This window comes from Streptomyces sp. NPDC038200, from assembly GCF_055600785.1.
Window position 1 is genome coordinate 199,805 of the sequence record NZ_JBVJYH010000009.1, and the last position, 24,922, is coordinate 224,726.

Annotated in this window: 20 protein-coding genes; 14 read left to right on the forward strand and 6 right to left on the reverse strand. The window is 71.8% G+C overall.

Annotation, left to right across the window (positions count from 1 at the left end; translation table 11 throughout):
* Window positions 1-13: 13 nt before the first annotated feature.
* The 5 genes from ACZ7KF_RS20740 to ACZ7KF_RS20760 all read left to right on the forward strand — a co-directional run bounded on the left by ACZ7KF_RS20740 (window position 14) and on the right by ACZ7KF_RS20760 (window position 4,211).
* Window positions 14-97: a putative leader peptide gene (locus ACZ7KF_RS20740; RefSeq protein WP_349817350.1), complete on the forward strand. Its 84-nt coding sequence runs from the start codon at window positions 14-16 to the stop codon at window positions 95-97.
* Window positions 98-250: 153 nt separating this feature from the next.
* Window positions 251-1,168, forward strand: a complete 918-nt coding sequence (locus ACZ7KF_RS20745) for an ABC transporter permease (RefSeq protein WP_471076784.1) — start codon at window positions 251-253, stop codon at window positions 1,166-1,168.
* The gene (locus ACZ7KF_RS20750) at window positions 1,141-1,878 is read left to right on the forward strand and encodes an ABC transporter ATP-binding protein (protein ID WP_471076787.1); all 738 of its coding nucleotides are present in this window, start codon (window positions 1,141-1,143) and stop codon (window positions 1,876-1,878) included. Before ACZ7KF_RS20745 ends, ACZ7KF_RS20750 begins: the two co-directional genes overlap by 28 nt.
* A 45-nt stretch (window positions 1,879-1,923) precedes the next feature.
* Window positions 1,924-2,934 carry an ABC transporter substrate-binding protein gene (locus ACZ7KF_RS20755; protein WP_471076789.1) on the forward strand — a complete coding sequence of 337 codons (1,011 nt, stop codon included), beginning with the start codon at window positions 1,924-1,926 and terminating at the stop codon, window positions 2,932-2,934.
* A 200-nt stretch (window positions 2,935-3,134) separates the two neighbouring features.
* Window positions 3,135-4,211 (forward strand): NAD(P)-binding domain-containing protein, encoded by a 1,077-nt coding sequence (locus ACZ7KF_RS20760; protein WP_471076792.1) that lies wholly within the window; start codon window positions 3,135-3,137, stop codon window positions 4,209-4,211.
* A 12-nt stretch (window positions 4,212-4,223) separates the two neighbouring features.
* Here ACZ7KF_RS20760 and mltG read toward each other — a convergent pair whose 3' ends face one another.
* Both mltG and ACZ7KF_RS20770 read right to left on the reverse strand, forming a co-directional pair.
* Window positions 4,224-5,123, reverse strand: a complete 900-nt coding sequence (gene mltG / locus ACZ7KF_RS20765) for an endolytic transglycosylase MltG (protein WP_471076795.1) — start codon at window positions 5,121-5,123, stop codon at window positions 4,224-4,226.
* 43 nt (window positions 5,124-5,166) lie between these two features.
* Window positions 5,167-6,969, reverse strand: coding sequence for an ABC transporter ATP-binding protein (locus ACZ7KF_RS20770; RefSeq protein ID WP_471076798.1), 1,803 nt, complete (start codon window positions 6,967-6,969; stop codon window positions 5,167-5,169).
* 114 nt (window positions 6,970-7,083) lie between these two features.
* On the opposite strand from ACZ7KF_RS20770, the gene ACZ7KF_RS20775 reads away from it, so the two are divergent.
* Window positions 7,084-7,533, forward strand: a complete 450-nt coding sequence (locus ACZ7KF_RS20775) for a MarR family winged helix-turn-helix transcriptional regulator (protein ID WP_471076801.1) — start codon at window positions 7,084-7,086, stop codon at window positions 7,531-7,533.
* A 159-nt stretch (window positions 7,534-7,692) separates the two neighbouring features.
* Here the strand turns inward: ACZ7KF_RS20775 and ACZ7KF_RS20780 are convergent, their stop codons facing one another.
* Window positions 7,693-9,303, reverse strand: a complete 1,611-nt coding sequence (locus tag ACZ7KF_RS20780) for a peptide-N4-asparagine amidase (protein ID WP_471076804.1) — start codon at window positions 9,301-9,303, stop codon at window positions 7,693-7,695.
* A 248-nt stretch (window positions 9,304-9,551) separates the two neighbouring features.
* Between ACZ7KF_RS20780 and ACZ7KF_RS20785 the strand changes: the two genes are divergently transcribed.
* On the forward strand, window positions 9,552-11,105 hold the full coding sequence (locus ACZ7KF_RS20785) for a M1 family metallopeptidase (RefSeq protein WP_471076807.1): 1,554 nt from the start codon (window positions 9,552-9,554) through the stop codon (window positions 11,103-11,105).
* A gap of 262 nt (window positions 11,106-11,367) precedes the next feature.
* Complete coding sequence (locus ACZ7KF_RS20790) at window positions 11,368-13,611, forward strand: N-acetylmuramoyl-L-alanine amidase (RefSeq protein WP_471076810.1); 2,244 nt, start codon at window positions 11,368-11,370, stop codon at window positions 13,609-13,611.
* Between the two features lie 97 nt (window positions 13,612-13,708).
* On the opposite strand, the gene ACZ7KF_RS20795 is transcribed toward ACZ7KF_RS20790, so the two are convergent.
* Window positions 13,709-14,470, reverse strand: a complete 762-nt coding sequence (locus ACZ7KF_RS20795) for a L,D-transpeptidase family protein (RefSeq protein ID WP_471076813.1) — start codon at window positions 14,468-14,470, stop codon at window positions 13,709-13,711.
* A 252-nt stretch (window positions 14,471-14,722) separates the two neighbouring features.
* Here ACZ7KF_RS20795 and ACZ7KF_RS20800 point away from each other — a divergent pair, with 252 nt between their 5' ends.
* From ACZ7KF_RS20800 to ACZ7KF_RS20815, 4 genes are all read left to right on the forward strand, one after another.
* Complete coding sequence (locus ACZ7KF_RS20800; protein ID WP_471076816.1) at window positions 14,723-16,528, forward strand: ABC transporter transmembrane domain-containing protein; 1,806 nt, start codon at window positions 14,723-14,725, stop codon at window positions 16,526-16,528.
* Window positions 16,525-18,342, forward strand: coding sequence for an ABC transporter ATP-binding protein (locus tag ACZ7KF_RS20805; protein ID WP_471076819.1), 1,818 nt, complete (start codon window positions 16,525-16,527; stop codon window positions 18,340-18,342). The genes ACZ7KF_RS20800 and ACZ7KF_RS20805 overlap by 4 nt, the downstream gene beginning before the upstream one ends.
* A 260-nt stretch (window positions 18,343-18,602) precedes the next feature.
* Entirely contained in the window at window positions 18,603-19,073 is a 471-nt protein-coding gene (locus tag ACZ7KF_RS20810; RefSeq protein ID WP_471076821.1) for a DUF5709 domain-containing protein, read from the forward strand.
* Window positions 19,074-19,124: 51 nt separating this feature from the next.
* Complete coding sequence (locus tag ACZ7KF_RS20815) at window positions 19,125-19,388, forward strand: type B 50S ribosomal protein L31 (RefSeq protein ID WP_471076824.1); 264 nt, start codon at window positions 19,125-19,127, stop codon at window positions 19,386-19,388.
* 44 nt (window positions 19,389-19,432) lie between these two features.
* Here ACZ7KF_RS20815 and ACZ7KF_RS20820 read toward each other — a convergent pair whose 3' ends face one another.
* On the reverse strand, window positions 19,433-20,227 hold the full coding sequence (locus tag ACZ7KF_RS20820) for a metal-dependent hydrolase (protein WP_471076827.1): 795 nt from the start codon (window positions 20,225-20,227) through the stop codon (window positions 19,433-19,435).
* A gap of 145 nt (window positions 20,228-20,372) precedes the next feature.
* On the opposite strand from ACZ7KF_RS20820, the gene ACZ7KF_RS20825 reads away from it, so the two are divergent.
* Together ACZ7KF_RS20825 and ACZ7KF_RS20830 are read left to right on the forward strand one after the other, a co-directional pair.
* The gene (locus tag ACZ7KF_RS20825) at window positions 20,373-22,886 is read left to right on the forward strand and encodes a DEAD/DEAH box helicase (protein WP_471076830.1); all 2,514 of its coding nucleotides are present in this window, start codon (window positions 20,373-20,375) and stop codon (window positions 22,884-22,886) included.
* Window positions 22,887-22,926: 40 nt separating this feature from the next.
* Window positions 22,927-23,793, forward strand: coding sequence for an acyl-CoA thioesterase (locus ACZ7KF_RS20830; RefSeq protein WP_225821516.1), 867 nt, complete (start codon window positions 22,927-22,929; stop codon window positions 23,791-23,793).
* Window positions 23,794-23,822: 29 nt separating this feature from the next.
* On the opposite strand, the gene ACZ7KF_RS20835 is transcribed toward ACZ7KF_RS20830, so the two are convergent.
* Window positions 23,823-24,884: a DUF6397 family protein gene (locus ACZ7KF_RS20835; RefSeq protein WP_471076833.1), complete on the reverse strand. Its 1,062-nt coding sequence runs from the start codon at window positions 24,882-24,884 to the stop codon at window positions 23,823-23,825.
* Window positions 24,885-24,922: the final 38 nt, after the last annotated feature.

Genomic DNA, 24,922 nt, shown 5'->3' on the forward strand with positions numbered 1-24,922 from the left:
TACGTTCAGCCGCATGTTGCGTTCAGCACTGCTCACCACGCGCGGTCACATCGACCTGCTGCGGGTGGCCTCCGCCGCCTGTCGCCGCGGCTGCTGACGCCCTTTTTTCTCGAAGTCTTCCCCCGCGTCGCCGCCGGTTCCCGCCGCCGCCCCACCCGCGCGCCGTCCCCGATCCGTCACTGACCGGGACATGACGCGGCGGCGCCGAGCCGCACTCCCCCACCCCGGCTCTCCTTCCCGCGGAGCACCCATGAGCATCAGTCATGCCCCACCCAACTCTCCGGAACCCGATATTTCCGGCATATCCAAGCGGGAGGCCCCCGGCGCCGGCGCTTCCGGAAACCCTTCCCCCCGACACACGTCCCCGGACCTCCAACCCGTCGTCCCCGTCTCCGCCCGCCGCACCCGGATCCCCCGCTGGCTGCGCCGCACCGCCGGCCCGCTCCTGCTGCTGGCCCTGTGGCAACTCCTCAGCGGAACCGGTGCGCTGGCGTCCGACGTCCTCGCCTCGCCCGGCCGGATCGCACAGGTCGGCTGGGATCTGGTCGACGACGGCTCGCTGCCGTCGGCCATGACGACCTCCCTTCAGCGCGTCGCGTTCGGGCTGGTGTTCGGCACGGTGATCGGCACCGGACTCGCCCTGGTCTCCGGGCTGTTCCGGATCGGCGAGGACCTGGTGGACGCGCCGGTGCAGATGCTGCGGACGGTGCCGTTCGTCGGTCTCATCCCGCTGTTCATCATCTGGTTCGGGATCGGCGAGGTCCCGAAGATCGCGATCATCACACTCGGCGTGACCTTCCCGCTCTACCTCAACGTCTACGCCGGCATCCGCGGTGTGGACGCCCAACTCATCGAGGCCGGTGAATCGTTGGGACTGTCCCGCTGGGGGCTGGTACGGCATGTGGTGCTGCCGGGCGCGCTGCCCGGGGCGCTGACCGGACTGCGCTACTCGCTCGGCATCGCCTGGCTCGCGCTCGTCTTCGCCGAGCAGGTCAACGCCGACGCCGGCATCGGCTTCCTGATGGTGCAGGCACGGGACTTCCTGCGGACCGACGTGATCGTGGTCTGCCTGATCGTCTACGCCTTCCTCGGCCTGCTCGCCGACTTCGTCGTCCGCTCTCTCGAAAGGCTGCTGCTGCAATGGCGACCGACGTTCACCGGACGGTGACCGGACAAGCGGTGCATGTCGAGGGGCTGACCCGCTCCTTCGACGGCCGCGCGGTCATCGACGATCTCCGACTCGACATCGCGCCCGGCGAGTTCGTCGCCCTGCTCGGCCGCAGCGGCTGCGGCAAGTCGACTCTGCTGCGGATCCTGGCGGGCCTGGACCGGGACATCGAGGGCACGGCCCTGGTCCCGCGCCGCCGGGCCGTCGCCTTCCAGGCACCCCGGCTGATGCCGTGGAAGAAGGTGTGGCGCAACGTGCTGCTCGGGCTGCCCGGCAGGCCCGAACGCGCCGTCGCCGAGCGGGCACTGGACGAGGTGGGCCTCGCTCATCGCGTCGGTGCCTGGCCCAAGACCCTCTCCGGCGGCGAGGCCCAGCGCGCCTCCCTGGCCCGCGCCCTGGTCCGCGAGCCCGATCTGCTGCTGCTCGACGAGCCGTTCGGTGCCCTCGACGCCCTCACCCGTATCAAGGCCCAGCGCCTGGTCGCGGAGCTGTGGCAGCGCCGGGGCTGTGCGGTGCTGCTGGTGACGCACGACGTGGAGGAAGCGGTGCTGCTCGCCGACCGCGTCCTGGTGATGGACGGCGGCCGGATCGCCCACGAGCAGCGCATCGACCTGGACCGGCCGCGCGAGATCACCGACCCCCGGTTCGCCGCGCTCCGCGCCCGGCTGCTCGAACGGCTCGGCGTGGACACCGCCGCCGAAGCCGCCTGAACACCCCGTAGAACCCCGAAGCTCCCGCACACGAACGGAACCGTCATGCGACGACGACACCTCCCCGCCGCACTCCTCCCCTTCGCCCTCCTGCTCACCGCCTGCGGCGGGAACTCGTCCGCCGACACCGGCGGCTCCATCGACGGGAAGGGCTCCGTCACTCTCGACGTGGGTGACCAGAAGGGCGGTTCGGAGGCCATCCTGCGCGCCGCCGGAGAGCTGAAGAACCTGCACTACAAGATCAAGTGGTCGACCTTCACCTCCGGCCCGCCGCTGCTGGAGGCCGTGAACGCGAAGGCCGTCGACATCGGCGGTGTCGGTAACACCCCACCCGTCTTCGCGGCCGGCGCCGGCTCGAAGATCTCCGTCGTGGCCGCCTGGCACGGCACCTCCAAGGGCGACACCATCCTCGTGCCGAACGGCTCGAAGCTGACCCGGCCTCAGCAGCTCAAGGGCAGGTCCGTCGCCGTCGCGCAGGGTTCCTCCGCGCACTACCAGCTGGTCGCCTCGCTCAAGGCGGCCGGGCTCAGCCTGTCCGACGTCGAGGTCAAGTACCTGCAGCCGGCCGACGCGCTCGCCGCGTTCACCTCCGGCAAGGTCGACGCATGGGCCGTCTGGGACCCGTACACCTCGCAGATCCTCCAGGCCGAGCAGGGCCGGGTGCTCACCACCGGCGACGGCATCACCAACGGCCTCACCTTCCAGGTCGCCGCGCCCGCCGCACTGCGGGACCCGAAGAAGGCCGCCGCCATCAAGGACTATCTCGCTCGGCTGCGGCGGGCCACGGCCTGGGTGCGCGACCACCAGGAGGAGTGGGCCAAGGTGTGGTCGAAGGACACCGGATTGCCGTACGAGGTGGCGCTGGCATCCGTGCGGCGCACGAACTCCACCCGCATCTCGGTCGCCGTCGACAAGCCGCTCGTCGCCTCCGAGCAGCAGATCGCCGACGCGTTCACCGCGTTGAAGCTCATCCCGCGGAAGGTGCGCTTCGCCGACTTCGTGGACCCGCGGTACAACGGCGACCTGCCGCCGTCGACGACCCCGGCCAAGGGCTGACGAAGGGAGACGCCGACACGGCCGTACGACCGCGCCGGTCCCTGCCGAGCGGCGGCGACGGGCCGCACCCCGTCGGACGCCCCTACGAGCGCCGCCGCTCGCGGCGAGCGGTCGCCGGGCAGCCGGACAGCGAGGCAGCGAGGCAGCGGGGCAGCCGGTAAGCCGGGAAGATCTGCGGACGGGTCCCTGTTGGGAGAGGCGTGAACGCAGCACGCGAGGTCGAGGTCGTCGTCATCGGCGCGGGTCAGGCCGGTCTGGCCGCCGCCTATCATCTGCGGCGCACCGGCTTCGAGCCGGACCGCGACTTCGTGGTCCTCGACCACTCCCCCGGGCCGGGCGGTGCCTGGCAGTTCCGGTGGCCTTCGCTGACGTTCGGCAAGGTGCACGGAATGCACGCGCTGCCCGGCATGGAGCTGACGGACGCCGACCCGGCTCGCCCCTCGGCGGAGGTCGTCGCGGAGTACTTCGACCAGTACGAGCGCACCTTCGACCTGCGGGTACGGCGGCCCGTGGACGTGCGCGCGGTGCGCGAGGGCATCGGCGGGCGGCTGCTCGTGGAGACCTCCGACGGCAGCTGGTCGACACGGGCACTGATCAACGCGACCGGCACCTGGGACCGGCCGTTCTGGCCGCGCTACCCCGGCCAGGAGACCTTCCGCGGGCGGCAGTTGCACACCGCGCAGTACACCGGGCCCGAAGAGTTCGCCGGGCGGCGGGTCGTGGTCGTGGGCGGTGGCGCCTCCGGCACCCAGCACCTGCTGGAACTCGCCCCGTACGCCGCCGCGACCACCTGGGTCACCCGGCGGCCCCCGGTCTTCCGCGAGGGGCCCTTCGACCAGGAGGCGGGCCGCGCGGCCGTCGCGCTGGTGGACGAGCGGGTGCGTCAGGGCCTGCCGCCGCGCAGTGTGGTCTCGGTCACCGGACTGCCCCTGAACGACGCCGTCCGGCAGGGCCTCGCGGACGGGGTCCTGGACCGGCAGCCGATGTTCGACCGGATCGTCCCGGACGGCGTGGAGTGGCGGGACGGCCGGCAGGTGGCCGCCGACGTGATCCTGTGGGCGACCGGCTTCCGGGCCGCACTGGACCATCTCGCGCCGCTGCGGCTGCGCGAGCCGGGCGGCGGCATCCGTGTGGAGGGCACCCGCGCGGTCGCCGATCCACGGATCCACCTCGTCGGTTACGGCCCCTCGGCCAGCACCGTCGGGGCCAACCGGGCCGGGCGCGCCGCCGTCCGGGACATCAGGCGGCTGTCGGCCGAACAGGCGGTCGCCGCGTGACGTCCCGCCCGGTCAGGTGACCGGAGGGGACGCGGAGGACGGGACGGCCGGGGACCCCGACGGGCTGCCGCTCGTGGACGGCGCCGTGGCCTGGTGGAGGGCGTTGAAGTCGGCCACGTTCTGCAGGTGCGTGTTGTAGTCCGCGGTGAAGCGGGTGTCCCCGGGCTTGACCGTGACGAAGTACAGCCAGTCGCCCGGCGTCGGGTTGAGGGCCGCGTGCATCGCGTCCTCGCCGGGGCTGTCGATCGGCGTCGGCGGCAGCCCCACGCGCTGGTAGGAGTTGTACGGGCTCTCGATCTGCGTGTCGCTCTGGCTGGTGCGGAGGGTGTTGCGGTTCAGTGCGTAATGGATGGTCGAGTCCATCTGCAGCGGCATCCCGCGCTCCAGCCGGTTGAAGACGACCCGGGCGACCTTGCCCATGTCCGCCTTCGTGGCGGCCTCGGCCTGGACGATGCTGGCGATGGTGACGGCCTGGTAGGTGTTCATCGCGCTGCGCTGCGCCCCGGCCGCGACCGGTGCGGCGGTGTACTTCTTGTTGGCCGTGTCGACCATGAACTGGAGCAGCGACTCGGGGGTCGCCCCTTTCTGGAGGGGATACGTCGCCGGGAAGAGATAGCCCTCGGGGTTGCCCGCGGCCTCGCCCGGCAGCTTCAGGGTGGTCTTGTCGAGGGACTTGCGGGTGCTGCCCGGGGGCAGTTTCAGGGCCTTGTCGATCGCGTCGTACACCTGGCCGGCGCGCCAGCCCTCCGGGATGACCAGCGTGGCGGTCTGCGCCTGCTCGCGGCTGCTCTCCAGCATCAGCAGCGGCACCGCCACGGCGGTGCCGGCCATGACGGCGCCGGCCACGAGGACGATGAGTCTGCCCCGGCGTGTCAGTCGGGTCGTTCTCCGTGACGGAGTGTTCGTCTGCATGCGGGCACGGTAATACGCATATCGTCACAAACCCGGCATATGTTCAGCTTGTCGGCTGCAGTTGCGCGTCCCGGCGCACCAGCGCCGCGTACCGGCCGTCCCGCTCCAGCAGTTCCTCGTGGGTGCCGCGTTCGGCGACCCGGCCGGAGTCCAGCACCACGATCTGATCGGCACCGCGGACCGTGGACAGGCGGTGGGCGATGGTGATCGTCGTACGGTCGGCCGACAGCGCGTCGATGGCCCGCTGGACGGCGGCCTCCGTGCGGGTGTCGAGCGCGCTGGTGGCCTCGTCCAGGATGAGGACCGGTGGGTCGCGCAGGATGGTGCGGGCTATCGCCAGACGCTGCTTCTCACCGCCGGAGAAGCGGTGGCCGCGTTCACCGACGACCGTGTCGTAGCCGTCGGGCAGCGCCGCGATGTGGTCGTGTATCTGCGCCGCCTCGGCCGCCGCGTGCAGTTCCTCGTCGGTGGCGTCCGGCTTGGCGAAGCGCAGGTTGTCGGCGACCGAGGCGTGGAAGAGGTACGTCTCCTGCGAGACGACGCCGACCGCGCGGGCGAGGGTGTCGAAGTCGAGGTCGCGGACGTCCACCCCGTCCAGCGTGACGCGGCCGCCGGTGACGTCGTACAGGCGGGGCACCAGATAGCCGAGCGTGGACTTGCCGGCGCCGGTCGGGCCGACGACGGCGAGGCTGCCGCCGGCCGGGACGGTGACGTCGACGCCGTCGAGGACGGGGCCACCCTTGCCGTCGTAGCGGAACTCGACCTCTTCGAAGCGGACTTCGCCCTTGATCTGGTCGAGGCGGACCGGCCGCTCTCGCTCGGTGATGTCGATCGGCAGGTCCAGATATTCGAAGATGCGCTGGAAGAGCGCCAGCGAGGTCTGGATCTGGACGCCGGTCGCGAGCAGGCTCACGGCCGGGCGGAACAGGCCCTGCTGGAGGGAGACGAAGGCGACGATGGTGCCGAGGGAGACCTCGGGGCCGCCGGACCGGAGGGCGAGGCCGGCGGTCCAGTAGATGACGGCGGGCATCGCGGCCATGACGATGGTGATCACGGCCATGCGCCAGCGTCCGGCCATGTTCGACCTGACCTCCAGGTCGACCAGGCGCTCGGACTCCGCGGCGAAGGAGGCGGTCAGGGAGTCGGAGCGGCCCATGGTGCGGCCGAGCAGGATGCCGCTGACCGAGAGCGACTCGGTGACCGTGGCCGCCATCGCGGCCATCTGTTTCTGCCGCTGCGTGGTGATCTTCTTGCGTTCGTTGCCCACGCGGCGGCTGATCCACACGAACACCGGCAGCAGGAGCAGCGAGACGATCGTCAGCCGCCAGTCCAGGGCGATCATCGCGACGATCGTGGCGACCACGCTGGTGGCGTTGGACACCAGGGAGGTGGCCGTGGAGGTGACGGTGGCCTGCATACCGCCGATGTCGTTGGCGATGCGGGACTGGACCTCGCCGGTGCGGGTGCGGGTGAAGAAGGCGAGCGACATGCGCTGCAGGCGGCCGTAGACCGCGGTGCGCAGGTCGTGCATGACCCGCTGGCCGACGGTGGTGGAGATCAGCGTCTGCAGCACGCCGAAGACGCTGGACAGGACGGCGCTGAGGATCATGCCGAGCGCGAGCAGGCTCAGCAGGCCGGTGCGGCCCTGCGGGATCGCGACGTCGAGCGTCTCCTTCAGCAGGAACGGCGTGGCCACCGAGACCAGCGAGGAGGCGCCGACGAGCACGCCGACGACGGCGAGCCGCCCGCGGTAGGGATGGAAGAGCCGCAGGATGCGGCGCACCTGCCGGGGCTGCTCGCCCGCGTCGGCAGGCGGGGTCCAGGATGGTTCACGGTCGGGATGCATGGGCTCCTACGGAGGTGAACGGGCGCCGGCCGGCAAGCGGCCGACGATGCCTTACGGATCGTAGCTCATTGTTACCTATACTCACAATGAACGGCATCCTGATATTGTTCCCGCATGACCACCCCAGATCCCGACGGCCTGCTCGCCGAGCAGTTGCTACGGCTCACCCGCCGGGTGCACCGCATCCAGAAACGCCATCTGGAGCTGCGCGAGCTGGGGGTCACACCCGCCCAGTCCCGACTGCTGCGCACCCTCGCGCACTACGCCTCGCCGCCGCGCATGGCCGACCTCGCCGAGCGCCTGGAGGTCGTGCCGCGCGCCGTGACGACGCTGGTCGACGGGCTGGAGGCGAGCGGCAAGGTACGGCGGGCGCCGGACCCGGCGAACCGGCGCGTGACCCGGATCGAGCTGACGGACGAGGGCCGCGCGACCCTGCGCGAACTGCGCGGCGCCCGCCACTCGGCGGCCGAGGAGATACTGGCGCCGCTGACGGAGAAGGAGCGCCAGGTCCTCGGCGTCCTGCTGGACACCCTGATCGACGGCGACGCCGCCCAGCGCTGCTGACCGAGAACGGCCGAGGCCCCCGCCCCCGAACGGAGGAGCAGGGGCCTCGCGCGACCGGGACCCGGCGCTCACCCCCGAGGCCTCGCCGACCCCTCGTAGGAATCCGGATCACGGACCGGCCGCGTCACACCGCGGCCTGCACCGGCCCTGCCGCCGGTCTCAGCATCGGCTGCGGTCCTCCGTCAGCACCCCCTGGGCCGTGGTCAGGGAACGGTCGTAGCAGCCGTCCGAACCGCGCAGGCGGTAGCGCTCGGTCGACGTGCCGACCGCGTGCCGCTGCTCACGGGGGACGCCGAGCGTGTAGGCGGCGTCGCCGCTGTAGGTGTCGTCCAGCCGCGACCACGTGGTGCGCCGGCCGCCTTCCCGTGTCACCACGGACGCCCGGTCGCCGAGGGTCAGCACGGTCCGCAGCCGATCGTCCGGGGCGACCGTGGTGGCACCGTTCGCGGTGTACGTGCGGTGCGTGCGCGTCGTCCGCGCGGGGCCGTGGCCGGCGACACGCACCGTCTCGTCGTCGGTCCAGGTCGCGTCGAGTCCGTCCGTGTTCTCGCCGTCGGTCCAGTGGTGGGCGGAGGTGTTGGCGAGCGTCCGGGTGACGGTGGTGGTCACGCGCCCGTGCGAGGTGTCCAGGTAGCCGGAGACGGTGAGCCGGTGTCCGGCCTGGGTGTCCACCCGGTTCACCGCACCGGGCGTGTAGACGGAGGAGTTGGCGAGGTCGGTGGCCTTGTCCTCGACGAGGGCGCCCGGGACGTGGGCGCGGTGCTCGTCCTGCCAGACCAGGACGTTCACCGGGGTGCTCCAGCCCGACTGCCCCGCGGGCACACCGGCGACGGACACCTCGACGCGGTGCGGACGGCCGTCGTTGAGGAGACCGGCGAAGGGCGTGAGGTCGTACTCGACGGGCCGGACGTCGAAGGCGCGCGGGGCCGGGAGGACGTACCAGAGGAAGGGGTTGGACCAGCCGCCCGTCCACACGTTCGGGAACGGCGCCGCGATACCGGCGAGCCGGCCGTCGACGCTGATCTGCACCTCGCGGTACGGGCCGCGGTCGGCCTTGCACGAGTACGACGCCGGGTCGGCCACGGTCAGGTACCAGAACTCCTCGCAGCCGCCGCCCGAACCGGTCGCGTAGACCTCGGCGACGATCCGTTCGCTGTTGCGCGGGGTGGTGAGGGTCGTGCCGGCGGACGTGTCGGCGAGGGTGAGGACCCGGTCGGGGGCGGCCGTCGCGGGACGCCCCGTGTAGAAGGTCAGGGTGACGTGCACGTCGATGACACCGGTGTAGGTGTCGTCGACCACGTTGCCGATCAGCATCTCGACGTCCCGGGCGCCGCGGAGGGTGTCGCCGTAGCGGGTGACGTCCTTCTCGACGTGCCACTCGACGCCGTCGGGCGAGGGCTCGGGGGTGGAGGTCCGCAGGATCTCGACCCCGCCGACGCGCAGATAGCCGAGCCGGTCGTACTGACGGCCCTTCACCTTGCCGTCGAGACGCAGGACGACCTTGCTCCAGCGGTCACCGCACCCCTGGGGAGGGGCGTACGTGCCACGGTAGGGGGTGAAGTCGCGGAACCGGGCGTCGGCGAGGGTGACCTGGCAGGAGCGGGTGTGCGGCCGGTCGACGGGTGGGGCCGCGGTCACCGGGTCGTGCCAGTCGGTGCCGAACTCGGCGGGCACGTCGGCTGCTTGGGCGGTCGAGGTTCCGGCGCCGAAGAGCGTGCCCGCCAGGAGGGTCGCCCCGGCGAGCATGGACATGACTATCCGTCTTCTCATGCCCGGTGTTCTACGGGGAGACGGATCGCCCCGCAATGACGCCTGGGGCAGATCGGCGCGATGAGGACGGTCGTCACGCACCACGCGCGAGCACCCACCGGACGGACATTTAGTGATATAAGCACACCTTGCTGGCATAGTGCGATCATGGAGATCACGACCGCCGGCGGTCCGGCGAGACGCACGGCCGCGAGCCCGGCTCCCCTCCCCCGCGACACCCCCGGATCCGTCCGGTGAGGGTTCCGTCCATGCGCCCGGAGTCCCCGCCCCGGCGTCACGGCCCCGCCCTCCGGCCGCGTCGCGCGACCCTCGTCCTCGCCGCCACCGGAACCGTCGCCCTCGCGGGAGCCGTCACGTTCACCGTCCTGTTCACCGGCGGCGTCCCGCCCGCGGACCACGGCTCCCCCGGCGCCTCGGCCGCCCCCGCCGACCCGGCCCCGTCCCCCGGCGCGCGGGGCATCGGCGACCCGCTCATGCCGCTCGCCGGCAACGGCGGCTACACCGTCCGCCGGTACACGCTCGACTTCGACTGGCGTGCACCACGCACGCCCTTCGAGGCCGGCGCCACCATCAGCGCCACCGCCACGCAGCCCCTGTCCCGCTTCGACCTCGACTTCGCGGGCAACGCGCTGCACCACGTCACCGTCGACGGCACTCCGGCCGCCGCCCGGCGCGACGGCGACGAACTCGTCGTCACCCCCGCCAAGCCGATCCCCCGCGGCAGCGCGTTCACCGTCCGCGTCGCCTACACCGCCGACCCCACGCAGGGACGTCACCGCGACGACGCGATCCAGGATTACGGGTGGGTGCCCACCGCCGACGGCACCGTGATCTGCGCCCAGCCGGACGGCGCCAAAATGATCTTCCCGGCGAACGACCACCCGAGCCTGCGGGCGCCGATCACGTTCCGGATCACCACCCCCGCGGGGCTCAGCGCGGTGGCCAACGGCCGGCTCGTCGGCAGCCACCGGCAGCCGGACGGCCGCGTCCGGTGGACGTACGACTCGGAGCAGCCGATCGCGGCCCAACTGGTCCAGCTGGCGATCGGGAGGTTCACGTTCGTCGACAGCCGGGGCCCGCGCGGGCTGCCCGTGCGGGACGTCGTCCCGGACGACCTGGTCACGGACACCGAGACGTACCGCTCCCTGACCCCCCAGCACCTCGCCTGGCTGGAGCGGCGGCTCGGCCCGTACCCGTTCCGCCGCTACGGTGTGCTGGTCGGCGACACCGACCTGCCGGTGGCCCTGGAGACCCAGTCCCTCTCCGTCGTTCCGCGGGACGACCTGCTGGGCGACCGCGTCGACGCGGAACGCAATCTCGTCCACGAGCTGACACACCATTGGACGGGGGACAGCGTCGCCATCCGGCGCTGGTCCGACCTCTGGCTGAGCGAGGGTCACGCCCGTTTCTACGAACGCCTGTACTCCGACGAGCACGGCGGTGTGAGCCTCCGGTCCGCGATGCGGGCGGCGTACGAGCAGCACGACCAGTGGCGGCACGACGACGGGGCGCCCGCCGAGCCGACCGAGGCGACGCTGTTCAAGGTGATGCGCTACGACGGCTCGGCCCTGGTGCTGTTCGCGCTGCGGGAGAAGGTCGGCGAGGAGGCGTTCGACCGCATCGAGCGAGCCTGGGTGACCACCTATCGGGGACGCACGGCCGGCACCCGGGACTTCGTCGCGCTCGCGTCCCGGGTCGCGGGCGAGGACCTGGAACCGTTCCTGACCCCGTGGCTGTACGGCGCGCACACCCCACCCATGCCGGGCCACCCCGACTGGCAGGTGGACCCGGTCGAGGACTGAGCCCGCCCGCGGTCCCGCGTGGTTGCCCCAGGCAGCCGAGTCCTTGCCGCCGACCGGGTGGCCTCTGCCGGACCGCTGGTCCACCCCGGTGACGCTCGCCACGACACGGCGCGCCGGGCACGGAAACGTACAAGGGGTGGCGTGACGGGCAACTCCTTTGTCCTGGTTGCGAACGAGCGTGGTTGGGAGAGCCTCTGCGATGAGAAGAATTGTTTCTGCACATGCCCCCGGGGCCATCCGGAGGTGCCGCCTCACGGCCTGTGTGATCGCGGGGGCGGCGCTGCTGCCGCCTCTGCTGATCCTCCCGACGTCCGGCGCCGACGACGTGGCGGACCGGCGTCTGCAGGACGCCTTCACGGACGCCGCGCGCGAGTTCCAGGTACCGCGCAGTGTGCTCATGAGCGTGTCCTACATGCAGACACGCTGGGACTCCCATCCGGGCGCACCCAGCGTCGCGGGCGGCTTCGGACCGATGCACCTGGTGGACACCGAGCGCGTCCCGGCCAGGGCCCCCGCGACCGGCACGCAGCCGCCGGACAAGGGCGGCGCCCGGCCGCAGACGGGGGCGGCGGGGTCGCTCACCGCGGAGCAGACGGGTCCCTCGGCCCGGCACGCCGTGCAGCCGGCGGACCTCCAGCACGCGGCACGGCTCATCCAGGCCCCCACCGAGCGTCTGCGGACGGACGCCGTCGCCAACGTGCGCGGCGGCGCCGCCCTGCTGGCGGCCACTCAGCGACAGCTCGGCAAACCTCTCAGCGCCAACCCCGCGGACTGGTGGGAGACGGTGGCGCGCTACCCGGGCACACGTGACGTCACGTCAGCGGCGGCGTACGCCGACGACGTCTTCGCCCTGATCCGCAAGGGCGCGCACCGCACCACCGCCGAAGGGCAGGAGGTCACCCTCCCCGCCACCCCCGGAGTGCAGCAGCACCACCGCACCCCGCGCCTGCAGGGCCCGCAGCGGTCGAAGGAGGTCGAGTGCCCCGCCGAGCTGGCCTGCGACTGGCTCGGCGCGCCGTACGTGGAGATCGAGACCGAGGACAGCGACACCGACTACGGCAACCACGACCTGGGCGACCGCCCCAGGGACCAGCCGATCGAGTACATCGTCATCCACGACACCGAGGCGGAGCTGCCGAGCATGTTCCAGACGGTGCAGACTCCGACGGAGTCCTCGTGGCACTACTCGATCCGCTCCAGCGACGGCCACGTCACGCAGCACGTCAAGACCAAGGACGAGGCCTGGCACTCCGGCAGCCAGTTCGTGAACGCCCGCTCGATCGGCATCGAGCACGAGGGCTTCCTCACGCAGCCCGGAACCTGGTACACGGAGCGGATGTACCAGGCCTCGGCGCACCTGGTGCGGTACCTCACGAAGAAGTACGGCATTCCGCTGGACCGGCAGCACATCTTCGGCCACGACAACGTGCCGGCCCCGACCGCGGACTCCATTCCCGACATGCACGACGACCCGGGCCCCTTCTGGGACTGGCGGCACTACTTCGACCTCCTCGGCGCACCGCTGCGGGCGACCGCAGGACCGGACAGCGACGTCGTGACCATCCTGCCGGACTACGGCAAGAACAAGCCGCGATTCACGGGGTGCACCGGCAGTGGTGCACTCTGTCGGCCGCATGGTTCCAGCGCGGTCCGCCTGTACACCGAGCCGAACGAGCATGCCCAACTGATCCAGGACCCGGGCCGCAGACCGGAGGGCGACAACTCCACGGAGGACATCAACGACCTGGGATCACGCGTCTCGACCGGTCAGACCTTCGCCGTCGCCGACCGCAACGGCGACTGGACGGCGATCTGGTACCAGGGCCGGAAGGCGTGGTTCAAGAACCCCAAGGAGAACCCGACCGCCGTCGGTGCGTCCGGGCGCATGGTCACGCCGAAGGACGGCCTGGACGAGATCCCGGTGTACGGACGCGCCCTCCCGGAGGAGGACGCCTACCCGGAGGACGTGGAAGAGCCGACCGACTCCCCGCTCCCCTACAGCTTCCTGGCGGGCCAGCGCTATGTGACGCAGTCCGGCGTCGGCAGTTCCTACACCTCCAAGACGTTCAGCGAGACGCCCAACCCGGTGGTGTGGGGCCAGGAGCGGTACTACGAGATCCAGTTCGGCCACCGGCTGGCCTACGTCCGGGCCAGCGACGTGGACCTGGTGGACTCGTCCGCCGCGACGGCGGGGCCACAGGGACAGCCACAGGGACAACCGCAGGGAGCACCTGCGGGAGCGGCTCAGGGACAACCGCAAGGAGCGCTTCAGGGGGCACCTCAGGGACAACCACAGGCATCGCTTCAGGGGGCACCGCAGGGAGCGCCTGCGGGAGTGCCGCAAGGGGAGCCTCTGGGAGGGCCCCTGGCAGAACCCCAGGATGAACCGCAGGGAGAACCACAGGGAGAACGACGGGATCAACCGCAGGACGAACCACAGGACGAGCCGCAGGATGAACCACAGGACGAGGCACAGGAAGAAATCCAGGAGGAACCGCAGGGATAGATCGCTCCCTCGGCAGGGCGGTGACGCCGGGAAGCCGGGAACCTGACACGGGACGCTGGACGGGACACGAGAGGGAGGCCGCGGCACGCATCCTCCGCTACGCCGTCAGCGTCGCCCTGTCCCCCATCACCACGACCGGCCGGCGCGCCGGGTCCAGCGTGCGCAGCAGGAACTCCATGGCCTGCCCGGAGACGCTGACGCAGGCCGACGTGCCACTGCCGTGGTCCATGTGCAACCAGATGCCGCCGCCCCTGTCCGCGCCCCAGGGGCGGCTCGCGTCGCGCGGTGGCGTGCCGTCGAGCCGGTTGTAGTCGATGGCGATGACGTAGTCGAAGTCGTGCTGATGGGCCGCGTCCCACCCTCGCGGGGGTGCGTAGGCGTCCGCGTCCTGGTCGTAGGGCAGCCTGGTGCCCGGATCGGCGAGCACACCGCCCGCCTGCGTGAGGGTGAACACGCCGACCGGGGTGCGTTGGTCGCCCTCGTGATGGTCCGTGGTCCAGCCGCGGCGCCCGTTGTGCGCGGGCCAGCCGCCCACCGCCCGCCACTCCGCTCCCCGCCGGATGTACAGCACGACCCTGGAGTCGGCCGAGTCCTCGTCCTCGCCGTACACGGCCACGACCTGTCGGGAGCCGGCGGGGATCCGTCGGTACAGGCGGTCGCCCACGCCCGGGATGCGGGTCGGGTCGGCCGTGGGGGCGGATGCCACGGTGGATGCCGGTGCGGAGCGGCCGTGAGCGCCGCGCGCGCCCGGGGTGCGGGCCGGACCGGGGGATGCGGTGGCGCATGCGGCGAGCGTCGCGAGGAGGACACCGAGGGCCGCCGTCGCGATCGTCCTGCGCCGCGCGCTGTCGATCCGCATTCGTCCAGGCTGTCATCGCGAACCGGCCGATGGGGCGGTCTGCCGGATCGTCACCGTGCCGGGTGACCGTGCCTCCCCGATGCTTGACGGGCGGAACGAGGGGGCTTGGCCGGAAGTCGGTGGATTTCGCGGGCCGTCAAGAAAAACTGTTTGAAATTCACCACTCTGCGACGCGAACCTTTCACGGCTTGTCGCCGCTCACCGTGGCGCTCCGCTCCTATCCCTCCCTCTGACACGAGCCACTGGGACGTCATGCAGATTCAAGACCTTCCGTATCCCGATCCGGGCGTGCCCGACGCACGCTCGGGTCCCCGATTCCTGTGGTGGCTCTGGCGCAACCAGCTGGGCGGGCAGCTGAAGTCGCTCGCCTGGGGCCTGCTCCACTTCGTGGGCGTCTCCGCCCTGCCCTTCTGCGTCGGTCTCGCCGTACAGGCGGCCGTCGACCGCTCCGGCTCCCGGCTCGCCCTGACGGGTGGTCTGATGCTGCTGTGCGGAATCGCCATCGCCCTCGGTGACACCTTCCTGCACCGCACCGCCGTCACCAACTGGATCACCGCCGCCGCCCGCGTCCAGCAGCTGCTGGCCCGCAAGGCGGCCCAGCTCGGCTCCGCCCTGACCCGGCGGGTGGCCGCCGGTGAGGTGGTGTCCGTCTCCACCGGTGACGTGGAGAAGATCGGCTGGTTCGTCGAGGCCGTCTCCCGGTTCACCGCCGCCGCGCTGACGGTCGTGGTCGTCTGCGTCGGCCTGGTCGTGTACCAGCCCGCCCTCGGTGTCGTCGTGGCCGTGGGGCTGCCCGTGGTGGCGCTGGCGGTGCTGCCGCTGCTGCCTCGGGCGACGCGCCGCGCCGACGTGCAGCGCGAGAAGGCGGGCCGGGCCACCGAGCTGGCCTCGGACACCGTCGCCGGGCTGCGGGTGCTGCGCGGCATCGGCGGCGAGGAGCTGTTTCTCGACCGCTACCGCCGGGCCTCGCAGGAGGTACGGCACGCCGCCGTGCGCAGCGCCCGGATGTGGTCGCTGATCTCCGCCGTCCAGGTGCTCCTGCCCGGACTGCTGCTGATCGCCGTCGTCTGGCACGGCGTCGGCCTGGCCCGCCAGGGCCGGATCACGGTCGGCGAACTCGTCACCGTCTACAGCGCCGTCATGGTCCTCAATTACCCCCTGCGGCACTTCGAGGAGATCGCGATGGCGTACTCCTTCTCCCGGCCCTCGGCCAAGCGCGCGGCGCGGGTGCTGTCGTTGGAGCGGCTCACGGCCACCGACGGCACGCGCGAGGCCGAGGTACCGGCCGGCGATCTGTACGACCCGGCGACCGGTCTCCTCGCTCCCGCCGGCCGGTTCACCGCCGTGGTGTGCGGTGACCCGGACGCGGCGGGCAGGCTCGCCGAGCGGCTGGGCGGCCATCCCGCGGAGCCGGGCCGGTCGGTGCTGCTGGGCGGGGTGCCCCTGGACGAGCTTCCGCTCGACAGCGCCCGGACCGCCGTCCTGGTCCAGGACAAGGACCCGGTGCTGCTGTCCGGCACGCTGCGCGAGCTGTTCGACGTACCCGCCTCCGGCGCCGTACGGGCGGCGGACGCGCTGACGGCCGCGCAGTGCGAGGACGTGCTGGACGCGCTCGTGCAGGGCTCGCTGGACGCGGGCGACCCGATGGACGCCCGCATCACCGAGCGCGGACGGTCGCTGTCCGGCGGCCAGCGCCAGCGGCTCGCCCTCGCCAGGTCGCTGATCACCGACCCGGAGGTGCTGGTGCTGGACGAGCCGACCTCCGCGGTCGACTCCCACACCGAGGCCCGGATCGCGGACGGGCTGCGCCGGCTGCGGTCGGGGCGCACGACCGTGGTGTTCACCTCCTCACCGCTGCTTCTCGACCGCGCGGACCGGGTCGCCCTGGTGCACGACGGCGAGGTCGTGGCGGTCGGCGTGCACCACGAGCTGGTCGACGGCGAGCCGCGATACCGGGCCGTGGTGACCCGGGAGACCGACGAGGAACTGGCCGTGGCCGGTGAAGGCATGCTGCTGGACGCGCTCCAGGAGCTGGAAGAGATCGAGGAGAGCGCATGATCGGCGTTGCGCCACCGGCGTACGACCCGGCGGCCCCGACGACCGCCACCACTCTGCCCGTCGGCGCCGCCGCGACCGTGCGCGCCTACGTCACCGAACTGTTCCGCCGGCACCGCCGGGCCTTCCTGCTGCTCATCGTCGTCAACACGGTGGCCGTGATCGCCTCCATGGTGGGCCCGTACCTGCTCGGCGGCCTGGTCGAGCGGGTGACGGACCGGACCGAGGAACTGCATCTGGGTCTGACCGCCGGACTGTTCGTGCTCGCGCTGGCCGTGCAGGCCGTGTTCGTCCGCCAGGTACGGCTGCGGGGCGCGATGCTGGGCGAGCGGATGCTGGCCGATCTGCGCGAGGACTTCCTCGTCCGGTCCGTCGGACTGCCGCCGGGCGTGCTGGAACGGGCGGGCACCGGCGACCTGCTCTCGCGCATCACCACCGACATCGACCGCCTGGCCAACGCCATGCGTGAGGCCGTGCCCCAGCTGGCCATCGGTGTCGTGTGGGCCCTGCTGCTGCTCGGCGGGCTGGTCGTGACCGCTCCGCCGCTGGCCGCCGCGGTACTGCTCGCCGTCCCTGTCCTGGTGATCGGCTGCCGCTGGTACTTCAAGCGGGCGCCGGCCGGCTACCGCTCGGAGTCCGCCGGGTACGCCGCCGTCGCCGCCGCGCTCGCCGAGACCGTGGACGCGGGCCACACCATCGAGGCACACCGTCTCGGCGCCCGCCGTGTGGCCCTGTCGGAGCGGCGCATCAAGGAATGGACGGCCTGGGAGCGCTACACGCTCTGGCTCCGCTCCGTGCTCTTCCCGGTCATCAACACCGTCCACCTCCTCGTGCTCGGCTCGGTCCTGATGGTCGGCGGTGTGTTCGTCCTGCAGGGGTGGATCAGCGTGGGCCGGCTGACCACCGGCGCGCTGATCGCGCAGATGCTCGTCGATCCGGTGAACCTGATCCTGCGCTGGTACGACGAGGTGCAGGTCGCCCAGGTGTCGCTGGCCCGCCTGGTCGGTGTGCGGGACATCGAGCCGGACGCCGGGGACGCCTCGCTGGCCCCCGACGGACGGGCCGTGCAGGCCGACCGGGTGCACTTCGGCTACCGCGAGGGCGTCGACGTGCTGCGCAAGGTCTCCCTGGAGGTGGCGCCGGGCACCCGGCTCGCCCTGGTCGGCCCCTCCGGCGCCGGCAAGTCCACCCTGGGCCGGCTCCTCGCCGGGATCTACGCGCCCCGGGACGGCAGGGTCACCCTGGGCGGGGCGGAGCTGTCCCGGATGCCCGCGGAACGCGTCCGCTCGCACGTCGCCCTCGTCAACCAGGAGCACCATGTCTTCGTGGGCTCCCTGCGCGACAACCTGCTGCTGGCCCTCCCCCACTCCCGGCACGACCCGAGCGGGGACAGTCCCGTCGGCAGCCACGACGCCGAGCTGTGGGCCGCCCTGGGCGCGGTCGACGCGGACGAGTGGGCGCGGGCGCTGGACGACGGCCTGGACACCGAGGTGGGATCCGGCAGCCTCTCCCTCACTCCGGCGCAGGCGCAGCAGATCGCGCTGGCCCGGTTGGTGCTGGCCGACCCGCACACGCTGGTCCTGGACGAGGCGACCTCGCTCCTCGATCCGCGGGCGGCCCGCCACCTGGAACGCTCCCTGGCGCGTGTGCTCGACGGGCGCACCGTGGTGGCCATCGCTCACCGTCTGCACACCGCCCATGACGCCGACGTGATCGCCGTCGTGGAGAACGGCCGCATCAGCGAGCTGGGCAGCCATGACGAGCTGGTCGCGGCGGAGGGAGCGTACGCGGCGCTGTGGCGGTCCTGGCACGGGTGAGCGCTGCCGGGAGTGACCGCGCCTGCGGGGGGGCGGGTGCGTCCGCGTCGTCCTGCTTCCGCGCAGGGCCGTGCGCACCCGCCGGGGCGCGTGGCGTTGCGCGGTGCCGAGCAGGGGTGGAAGGCTGGAGAGCGGCGGCACCGGCTCGGGCGCGCCCGGGAACCGCGCGGTTCACGGCGTGCGACTCCCGTGCCGTGTGTCCCGACGGCCCGCCGCCCGCTGGGGCGGCACCCGGCCGTCCTCACCATCTGGAGGTAGTCGTGGACAGCGCCGACGGCTGGGGGGACGACGTCTACCAGCCCGATTCCTCGGAGATCCCGGAGGATACGGGGGTGCTCGACGTCGAGGACACACTTGACTTCGACGGCGTCGCCGAACCTCTCGACCGCGGCTGGTCCCCTCCCGAGCGGCCGTGGGCGGTCGAACACATCGGCGTCACGGCGGCCGAACGCCAGGCGGGCGAGACGCTCGACCAGCGGCTGGCCGAGGAGCTGCCCGACCCCACCACGCCCGACGGCGACGGCATCGGCGACTGTGCGGGCACGGACGGAGAGCTGCTGGACAACGAGGTCGGCAACTTCCGCTCGGGCCGGCTGGTGGCACCCGACGAGGGCGCGCACGAGGACGAGGAGGCCGCGCTCGTGGCCACCGACGTCGGCATCGACGGGGCCGCCGCCTCCGCCGAGGAGGCCGCGATGCACATCGTCGACGAGGACTCCCTCCCCGGCTGAGCAGGACCGTCCGGACGGCGCCGTCCCGGCCGTCCCGCACGAGGAGCCGCCATGCAGCAGGACAAGCACCCCGACTACCGTCCCGTGGTCTTCCGCGACCGCGCCGCCGGCTACGCGTTCCTGACCCGGTCCACCGCGCGGAGCGACCAGACCATCGAGTGGGACGACGGCCGGACCTATCCGGTGGTCGACGTGGAGATCTCCTCGGAGAGCCACCCCTTCTCCACGGGCACGGCCCGCACGGTCGACGCCGAGGGCCGGATCGCACGCTTCGAGCGCCGGTACGGCGGGGCGGACGCGGGCGAGACGACCTGATTCCCGGAGCTTCGCCGGACCGAGTCCTGACGGCGAGGGCTCCCTCAGATCACATTGAGGGCCGCGGCGCAGCCCACTCCCCCGAGCAGCATGAACACCGGCATCAGCACCTTCAGCTCGACCCAGCTGCCCGCCCGGAACCGCATCGCCTTCGGCGGCCCCAGCGGGTACCAGCGCTTGCGCCCCACCGGGATCGGCCACAGGATCGGGCAGCCGGACACGGTCAGCGCGTCCCCGATGTCGTGCACCAGCGCACCCAGCACGATCGGGAGCCCCAGCCACAGGTACTCCTGCCCGGGTGCGGTGAACAGCCAGTCGGAGCCGTTGCCCGGCTTGTCCAGCACTCCCGCGAGGATCCACGCGCTGGTCGCCGCCAGCAGCCAGACCAGGACGTCGCTGCTGGAACCGCGCGCCGCCCGCCACAGCAGACCCTCGATCGCGAGCACCATGTGCACGAACAGGATCGCCAGCACCGCCCAGCGGCCTCCCGTGATCGCCGCGGCGGAGCAGCCGGCGCCGATCAGGACCGCCCATACCCAGGTGTGCGTCAGCGTACGGTGACCGCCGGAGCGCCGCGGGTCGCCCTGCTTCCTGGTCGCCTTGTAGACGGCGTACGACAGCTTGTCCACGATCTCGCAGATCCAGCGGGAGATCGGCCCGAAGGCCCGGGAGATGGTGGCGGCCTTGTGATCGAGGTCCGGGGCGAGCGCGGCGCCGGCGCAGATCAGGGCGCCCACCAGGAGGACCGGCCAGGGCATCGCGTGTCCGGCCGCCGCGGCGGCCGCCCCGACGCCCAGCCAGGCCGCGGCCCCCGACAGTGAGTGTGCTGGTCCCATCATGGCCGCTTCCCGCCCCATTCCTCGTGTGCCGCTGTCCAGTTGACCCGGTGCGCTGACGCTGCGTCGGCGACACAGCGTAGCCGCCGTGATCTTCGCATCCGCAGCCGATTCCCCGCTCGGGCGGTGGGCCAGGCAAGATGGGGGCGTGACCCTCATCGATCAGCTGCCGCCGACCGCCGACCCCGACGCCCTGTACGAAGCCTTCGAGTCGTGGGCGCAGGAGCGCGGCCTCACCCTCTACCCCCACCAGGAGGAGGCGCTGATCGAGGTGGTCTCCGGGGCGAACGTGATCGTCTCGACGCCCACCGGCTCCGGCAAGAGCATGATCGCCGCGGGGGCGCACTTCGCCGCGCTGGCCCGGGACGAGGTCACCTTCTACACGGCACCGATCAAGGCTCTGGTGTCGGAGAAGTTCTTCGAGCTGTGCAAGCTCTTCGGCACCGAGAACGTCGGCATGCTCACCGGTGACGCCTCCGTGAACGCCGACGCGCCGGTGATCTGCTGCACCGCCGAGGTGCTGGCGTCGATCGCACTGCGCGACGGCAAGAACGCCGACGTCGGCCAGGTCGTCATGGACGAGTTCCATTTCTACGCCGAGGGTGACCGCGGCTGGGCCTGGCAGATCCCGCTGCTGGAACTGCCTCAGGCGCAGTTCATCCTGATGTCGGCCACTTTGGGTGATGTGTCCTTCTTCGAGAAGGACCTCGCCCGCCGCACCGGCCGCCCCACGTCGGTGGTCCGCTCGGCGACCCGCCCGGTGCCCCTCTCCTACGAGTACAAGCTCACCCCCCTCACCGAGACGCTCACGGACCTGCTGGAGAGCAAGCAGGCACCGGTGTACATCGTGCACTTCACCCAGGCGCAGGCCGTGGAGCGGGCGCAGGCGCTGATGAGCATCAACATGTGCTCGCGCGAGGAGAAGGACCAGATCGCCGAGCTGATCGGCAACTTCCGTTTCACCACCAAGTTCGGCCGCAACCTTTCCCGTTACGTACGGCACGGCATCGGTGTGCACCACGCCGGCATGCTGCCCAAGTACCGGCGCCTGGTGGAGAAGCTCGCCCAGGCCGGTCTGCTGAAGGTCATCTGCGGCACGGACACGCTCGGCGTGGGCGTCAACGTGCCGATCCGCACGGTGCTGTTCACGGCGCTGACCAAGTACGACGGCAGCCGGGTGCGGACTCTGCGGGCCCGCGAGTTCCACCAGATCGCGGGCCGGGCCGGCCGGGCCGGTTTCGACACCGCGGGGCTCGTGGTCGCGCAGGCGCCGGAGCACGTCATCGAGAACGAGAAGGCGCTGGCGAAGGCGGGCGACGACCCGAAGAAGCGGCGCAAGGTGGTGCGCAAGAAGGCACCGGAGGGTTTTGTCGGCTGGACGGAGAACACCTTCCAGAAGCTGATCGAGTCGGAGCCGGAGCCGCTGACCTCGCGATTCCGGGTGACGCACACGATGCTGCTGTCGGTGATCGCCCGTCCGGGCAACGCCTTCGAGGCGATGCGCCACCTCCTGGAGGACAACCATGAGCCGCGCAGGCAGCAGCTCCGCCACATCCGCCGGGCGATCGCGATCTACCGTTCCCTGCTGGACGGCGGAATCGTGGAGAAGCTCGACAAGCCGGACGCCGAGGGCCGCATCGTCCGGCTCACGGTCGATCTCCAGCAGGACTTCGCGCTGAACCAGCCGCTGTCCACGTTCGCGCTCGCCTCCTTCGAACTCCTCGACCCCGAGTCGCCGTCCTACGCGCTCGACATGGTGTCCGTCGTCGAGTCCACTCTGGACGACCCGCGGCAGATCCTCGTCGCCCAGCAGAACAAGGCGCGCGGGGAGGCCGTGGCCGCGATGAAGGCGGACGGCGTCGAGTACGAGGAGCGCATGGAGCGCCTCCAGGACGTCACGTACCCGAAGCCGCTGGAAGAGCTGCTCTTCCACGCGTACAACACCTACCGCAAGAGCCACCCGTGGGTCGGTGACCACCCGCTGTCGCCGAAGTCGGTGATCCGGGACATGTACGAGAGGGCGATGTCCTTCACGGAGCTGGTGTCCTTCTACGAGCTGGCCCGCACCGAGGGCATCGTGCTGCGCTACCTCGCCGGCGCCTACAAGACCCTGGACCACACCATCCCGGACGACCTGAAGTCCGAGGACCTGCAGGACCTGATCGAGTGGCTGGGCGAGATGGTGCGCCAGGTGGACTCCAGCCTGCTGGACGAGTGGGAGCAGCTCGCCAACCCGGAGGAGATGACCGCCGAGGAGGCCCAGGAGAAGGCCGACGAGGTCAAGCCGGTCACCGCCAACGCCCGTGCCTTCCGCGTCCTGGTCCGCAACGCCATGTTCCGGCGCGTGGAGCTGGCCGCCCTGGACCAGGTCGAGGAACTCGGCGAGATGGACGCCGAGTCCGGCTGGAACGCCGACGCGTGGGGCGAGGCGATGGACAAGTACTGGGACGAGTACGAGGACCTCGGCACCGGCCCCGACGCACGCGGTCCCAAGCTGCTCGTGATCAAGGAGGAGCCGGAGAACAGCCTCTGGCGCGTCCGCCAGATCTTCGACGATCCGAACGGCGACCACGACTGGGGCATCAGCGCGGAGATCGACCTCGTGGCCTCCGACGCCGAGGGCCGGGCGGTCGTCCGCGTCACCGACGTCGGCCAGCTGTGACCCGCTCGCGCCCCGTGGCAAGCCAAGGAGAAGCCCACCGATGACGAATCCGGCCGAGAGACTGGTCGACCTGCTCGACCTGGAGCAGATCGAGGTCAACATCTTCCGTGGCCGCAGCCCCCAGGAGTCCCTGCAGCGGGTCTTCGGCGGCCAGGTGGCGGGCCAGGCGCTGGTCGCGGCCGGCCGCACCACGGACGGTGATCGCCCGGTGCACTCGCTCCACGCGTACTTCCTGCGCCCTGGCCGGCCGGGTGTGCCGATCGTGTACCAGGTGGAGCGGGTCCGCGACGGACGCTCCTTCACAACACGGCGGGTCACGGCCGTGCAGCAGGGCCGCACGATCTTCAATCTGACCGCCTCCTTTCACAAGCCGGAGGAAGGACCGTTCGAGCACCAGCTGCCGCCGGCCCGCGAGGTGCCGCACCCGGACTCCCTGCCGACGGTGGCCGAGGAGATCCGCAAGCAGCTCGGCGTGCTGCCGGAGCAGTTGGAGCGGATGGCGCGCCGCCAGCCGTTCGACATCCGGTACGTCGACCGGCTGCGCTGGAACGCCGAGGAGATCGACGGCGCCGAGCCGCGCAGTGCCGTCTGGATGCGCGCCGTCGGACCTCTCGGTGACGACCCGTTGGTCCACACGTGCGCGCTGACCTACGCCAGCGACATGACGCTGCTGGACGCGGTCCGCATCCCTGTCGAACCCCTGTGGGGCCCGCGGAACTTCGATCTGGCCTCGCTGGACCACGCCATGTGGTTCCACCGGCCGTTCCGTGCGGACGAGTGGTTCCTGTACGACCAGGAGTCGCCGATCGCCGTCGGCGGGCGCGGGCTGGCCCGCGGGCGCATCTACGACCTGGAGGGACGACTGCTCGTCTCGGTCGTCCAGGAAGGCCTGTTCCGGGCCCTGTAGCCCGCCGGCAGGACTGCTGGCCGGGTGCTTCAGACCCGCGCGGGACCGGCGGGCCGGGCGGGCCGTGTGCTTCTCCGCCGTAGCCAGGCTCGAAGACCCCGAGAGGACCGTGACCTGGCGGGCCGTTCCGGTTCGTGGCGCCGGAGGGCGAGCGACGCCGCCGTCCGCACCGCCGGCTCCGGTGAGCGTCCCGCGGCCTCGGCCCCCAGGAGCGTCGTCGTCTCTTCCGTCGGCCGGGTGACCGTCCGTGCCATCGGCGGGATGGGCCGGGCCACGGCTCGGCCCGTCGAGGGGACGCGGCGGGCCGTCGGCCGCGGCGCGGGCGAGACTTCACGCGCCTCCCCCATCGAGCGCGCCAGGTCGCTGCGCAGCCAGGCGACCTCGTCCGCGTCCTGCGCCGTCATGATCCGCTCGGCGAGGTGGGCGGAGGGCGACCCGGGCACGCCGTGTCCTGGTGGCGCGGGCCGGAACCGGTGGAGAAAGGCACGCTCGTAAGGGTCCCTGACGACATCGGCGACCTCGACGGGCGCGAGGAACGCGGCCACCGCACCGGCACGGGCCCACGGGTCGTCGGCCTGCCGCAGCAGGAACCCCAGATGACGCCCCCGCCAGTTCCGGGCCCGCAGATCCACTCCCGCCGCCAGCTGGCTCCGCAAGGTCTCGGGCGTACGCCCCTTGAGCAGGTGCGCGTTCTCGGCGCCCGCCGCGAACTGACGCAGTTCCTCGGCCAGATAGAGCCAGATCACGGTCCGGTAGCGGTTCAGGTAGTACGTGACCGGCACGAGCAGGCCCAGGCGGGCGAGCCGGGTGAACCGGCCGGCCGGGATCTCCATGAGAGCCGCTCCCTCGGCCGTGCCCACGGTCCGGACACGCTCGCGGACGGAGTCCGGGAAGCCGCTCTGTGCGCGGAGACGGTCGATCTCCGCATGTTCCACCCGCCGGTCCCCTCCCCTGCCCTCGTGGGGCACGGTCCGGATGCGACCGAGCCGCACGGCCAGGTCGAACTCGCTTCGTTTGAGACCCAGTTCACGAGCCGCCCGGCTCGGCGTACAGCTACTGGAGCCGGGTGGGCCGAAGGTGCTTGCCGACATGTCGCGCTCCCCCGTGGAGTCCGTGGCTCACGCCCTGC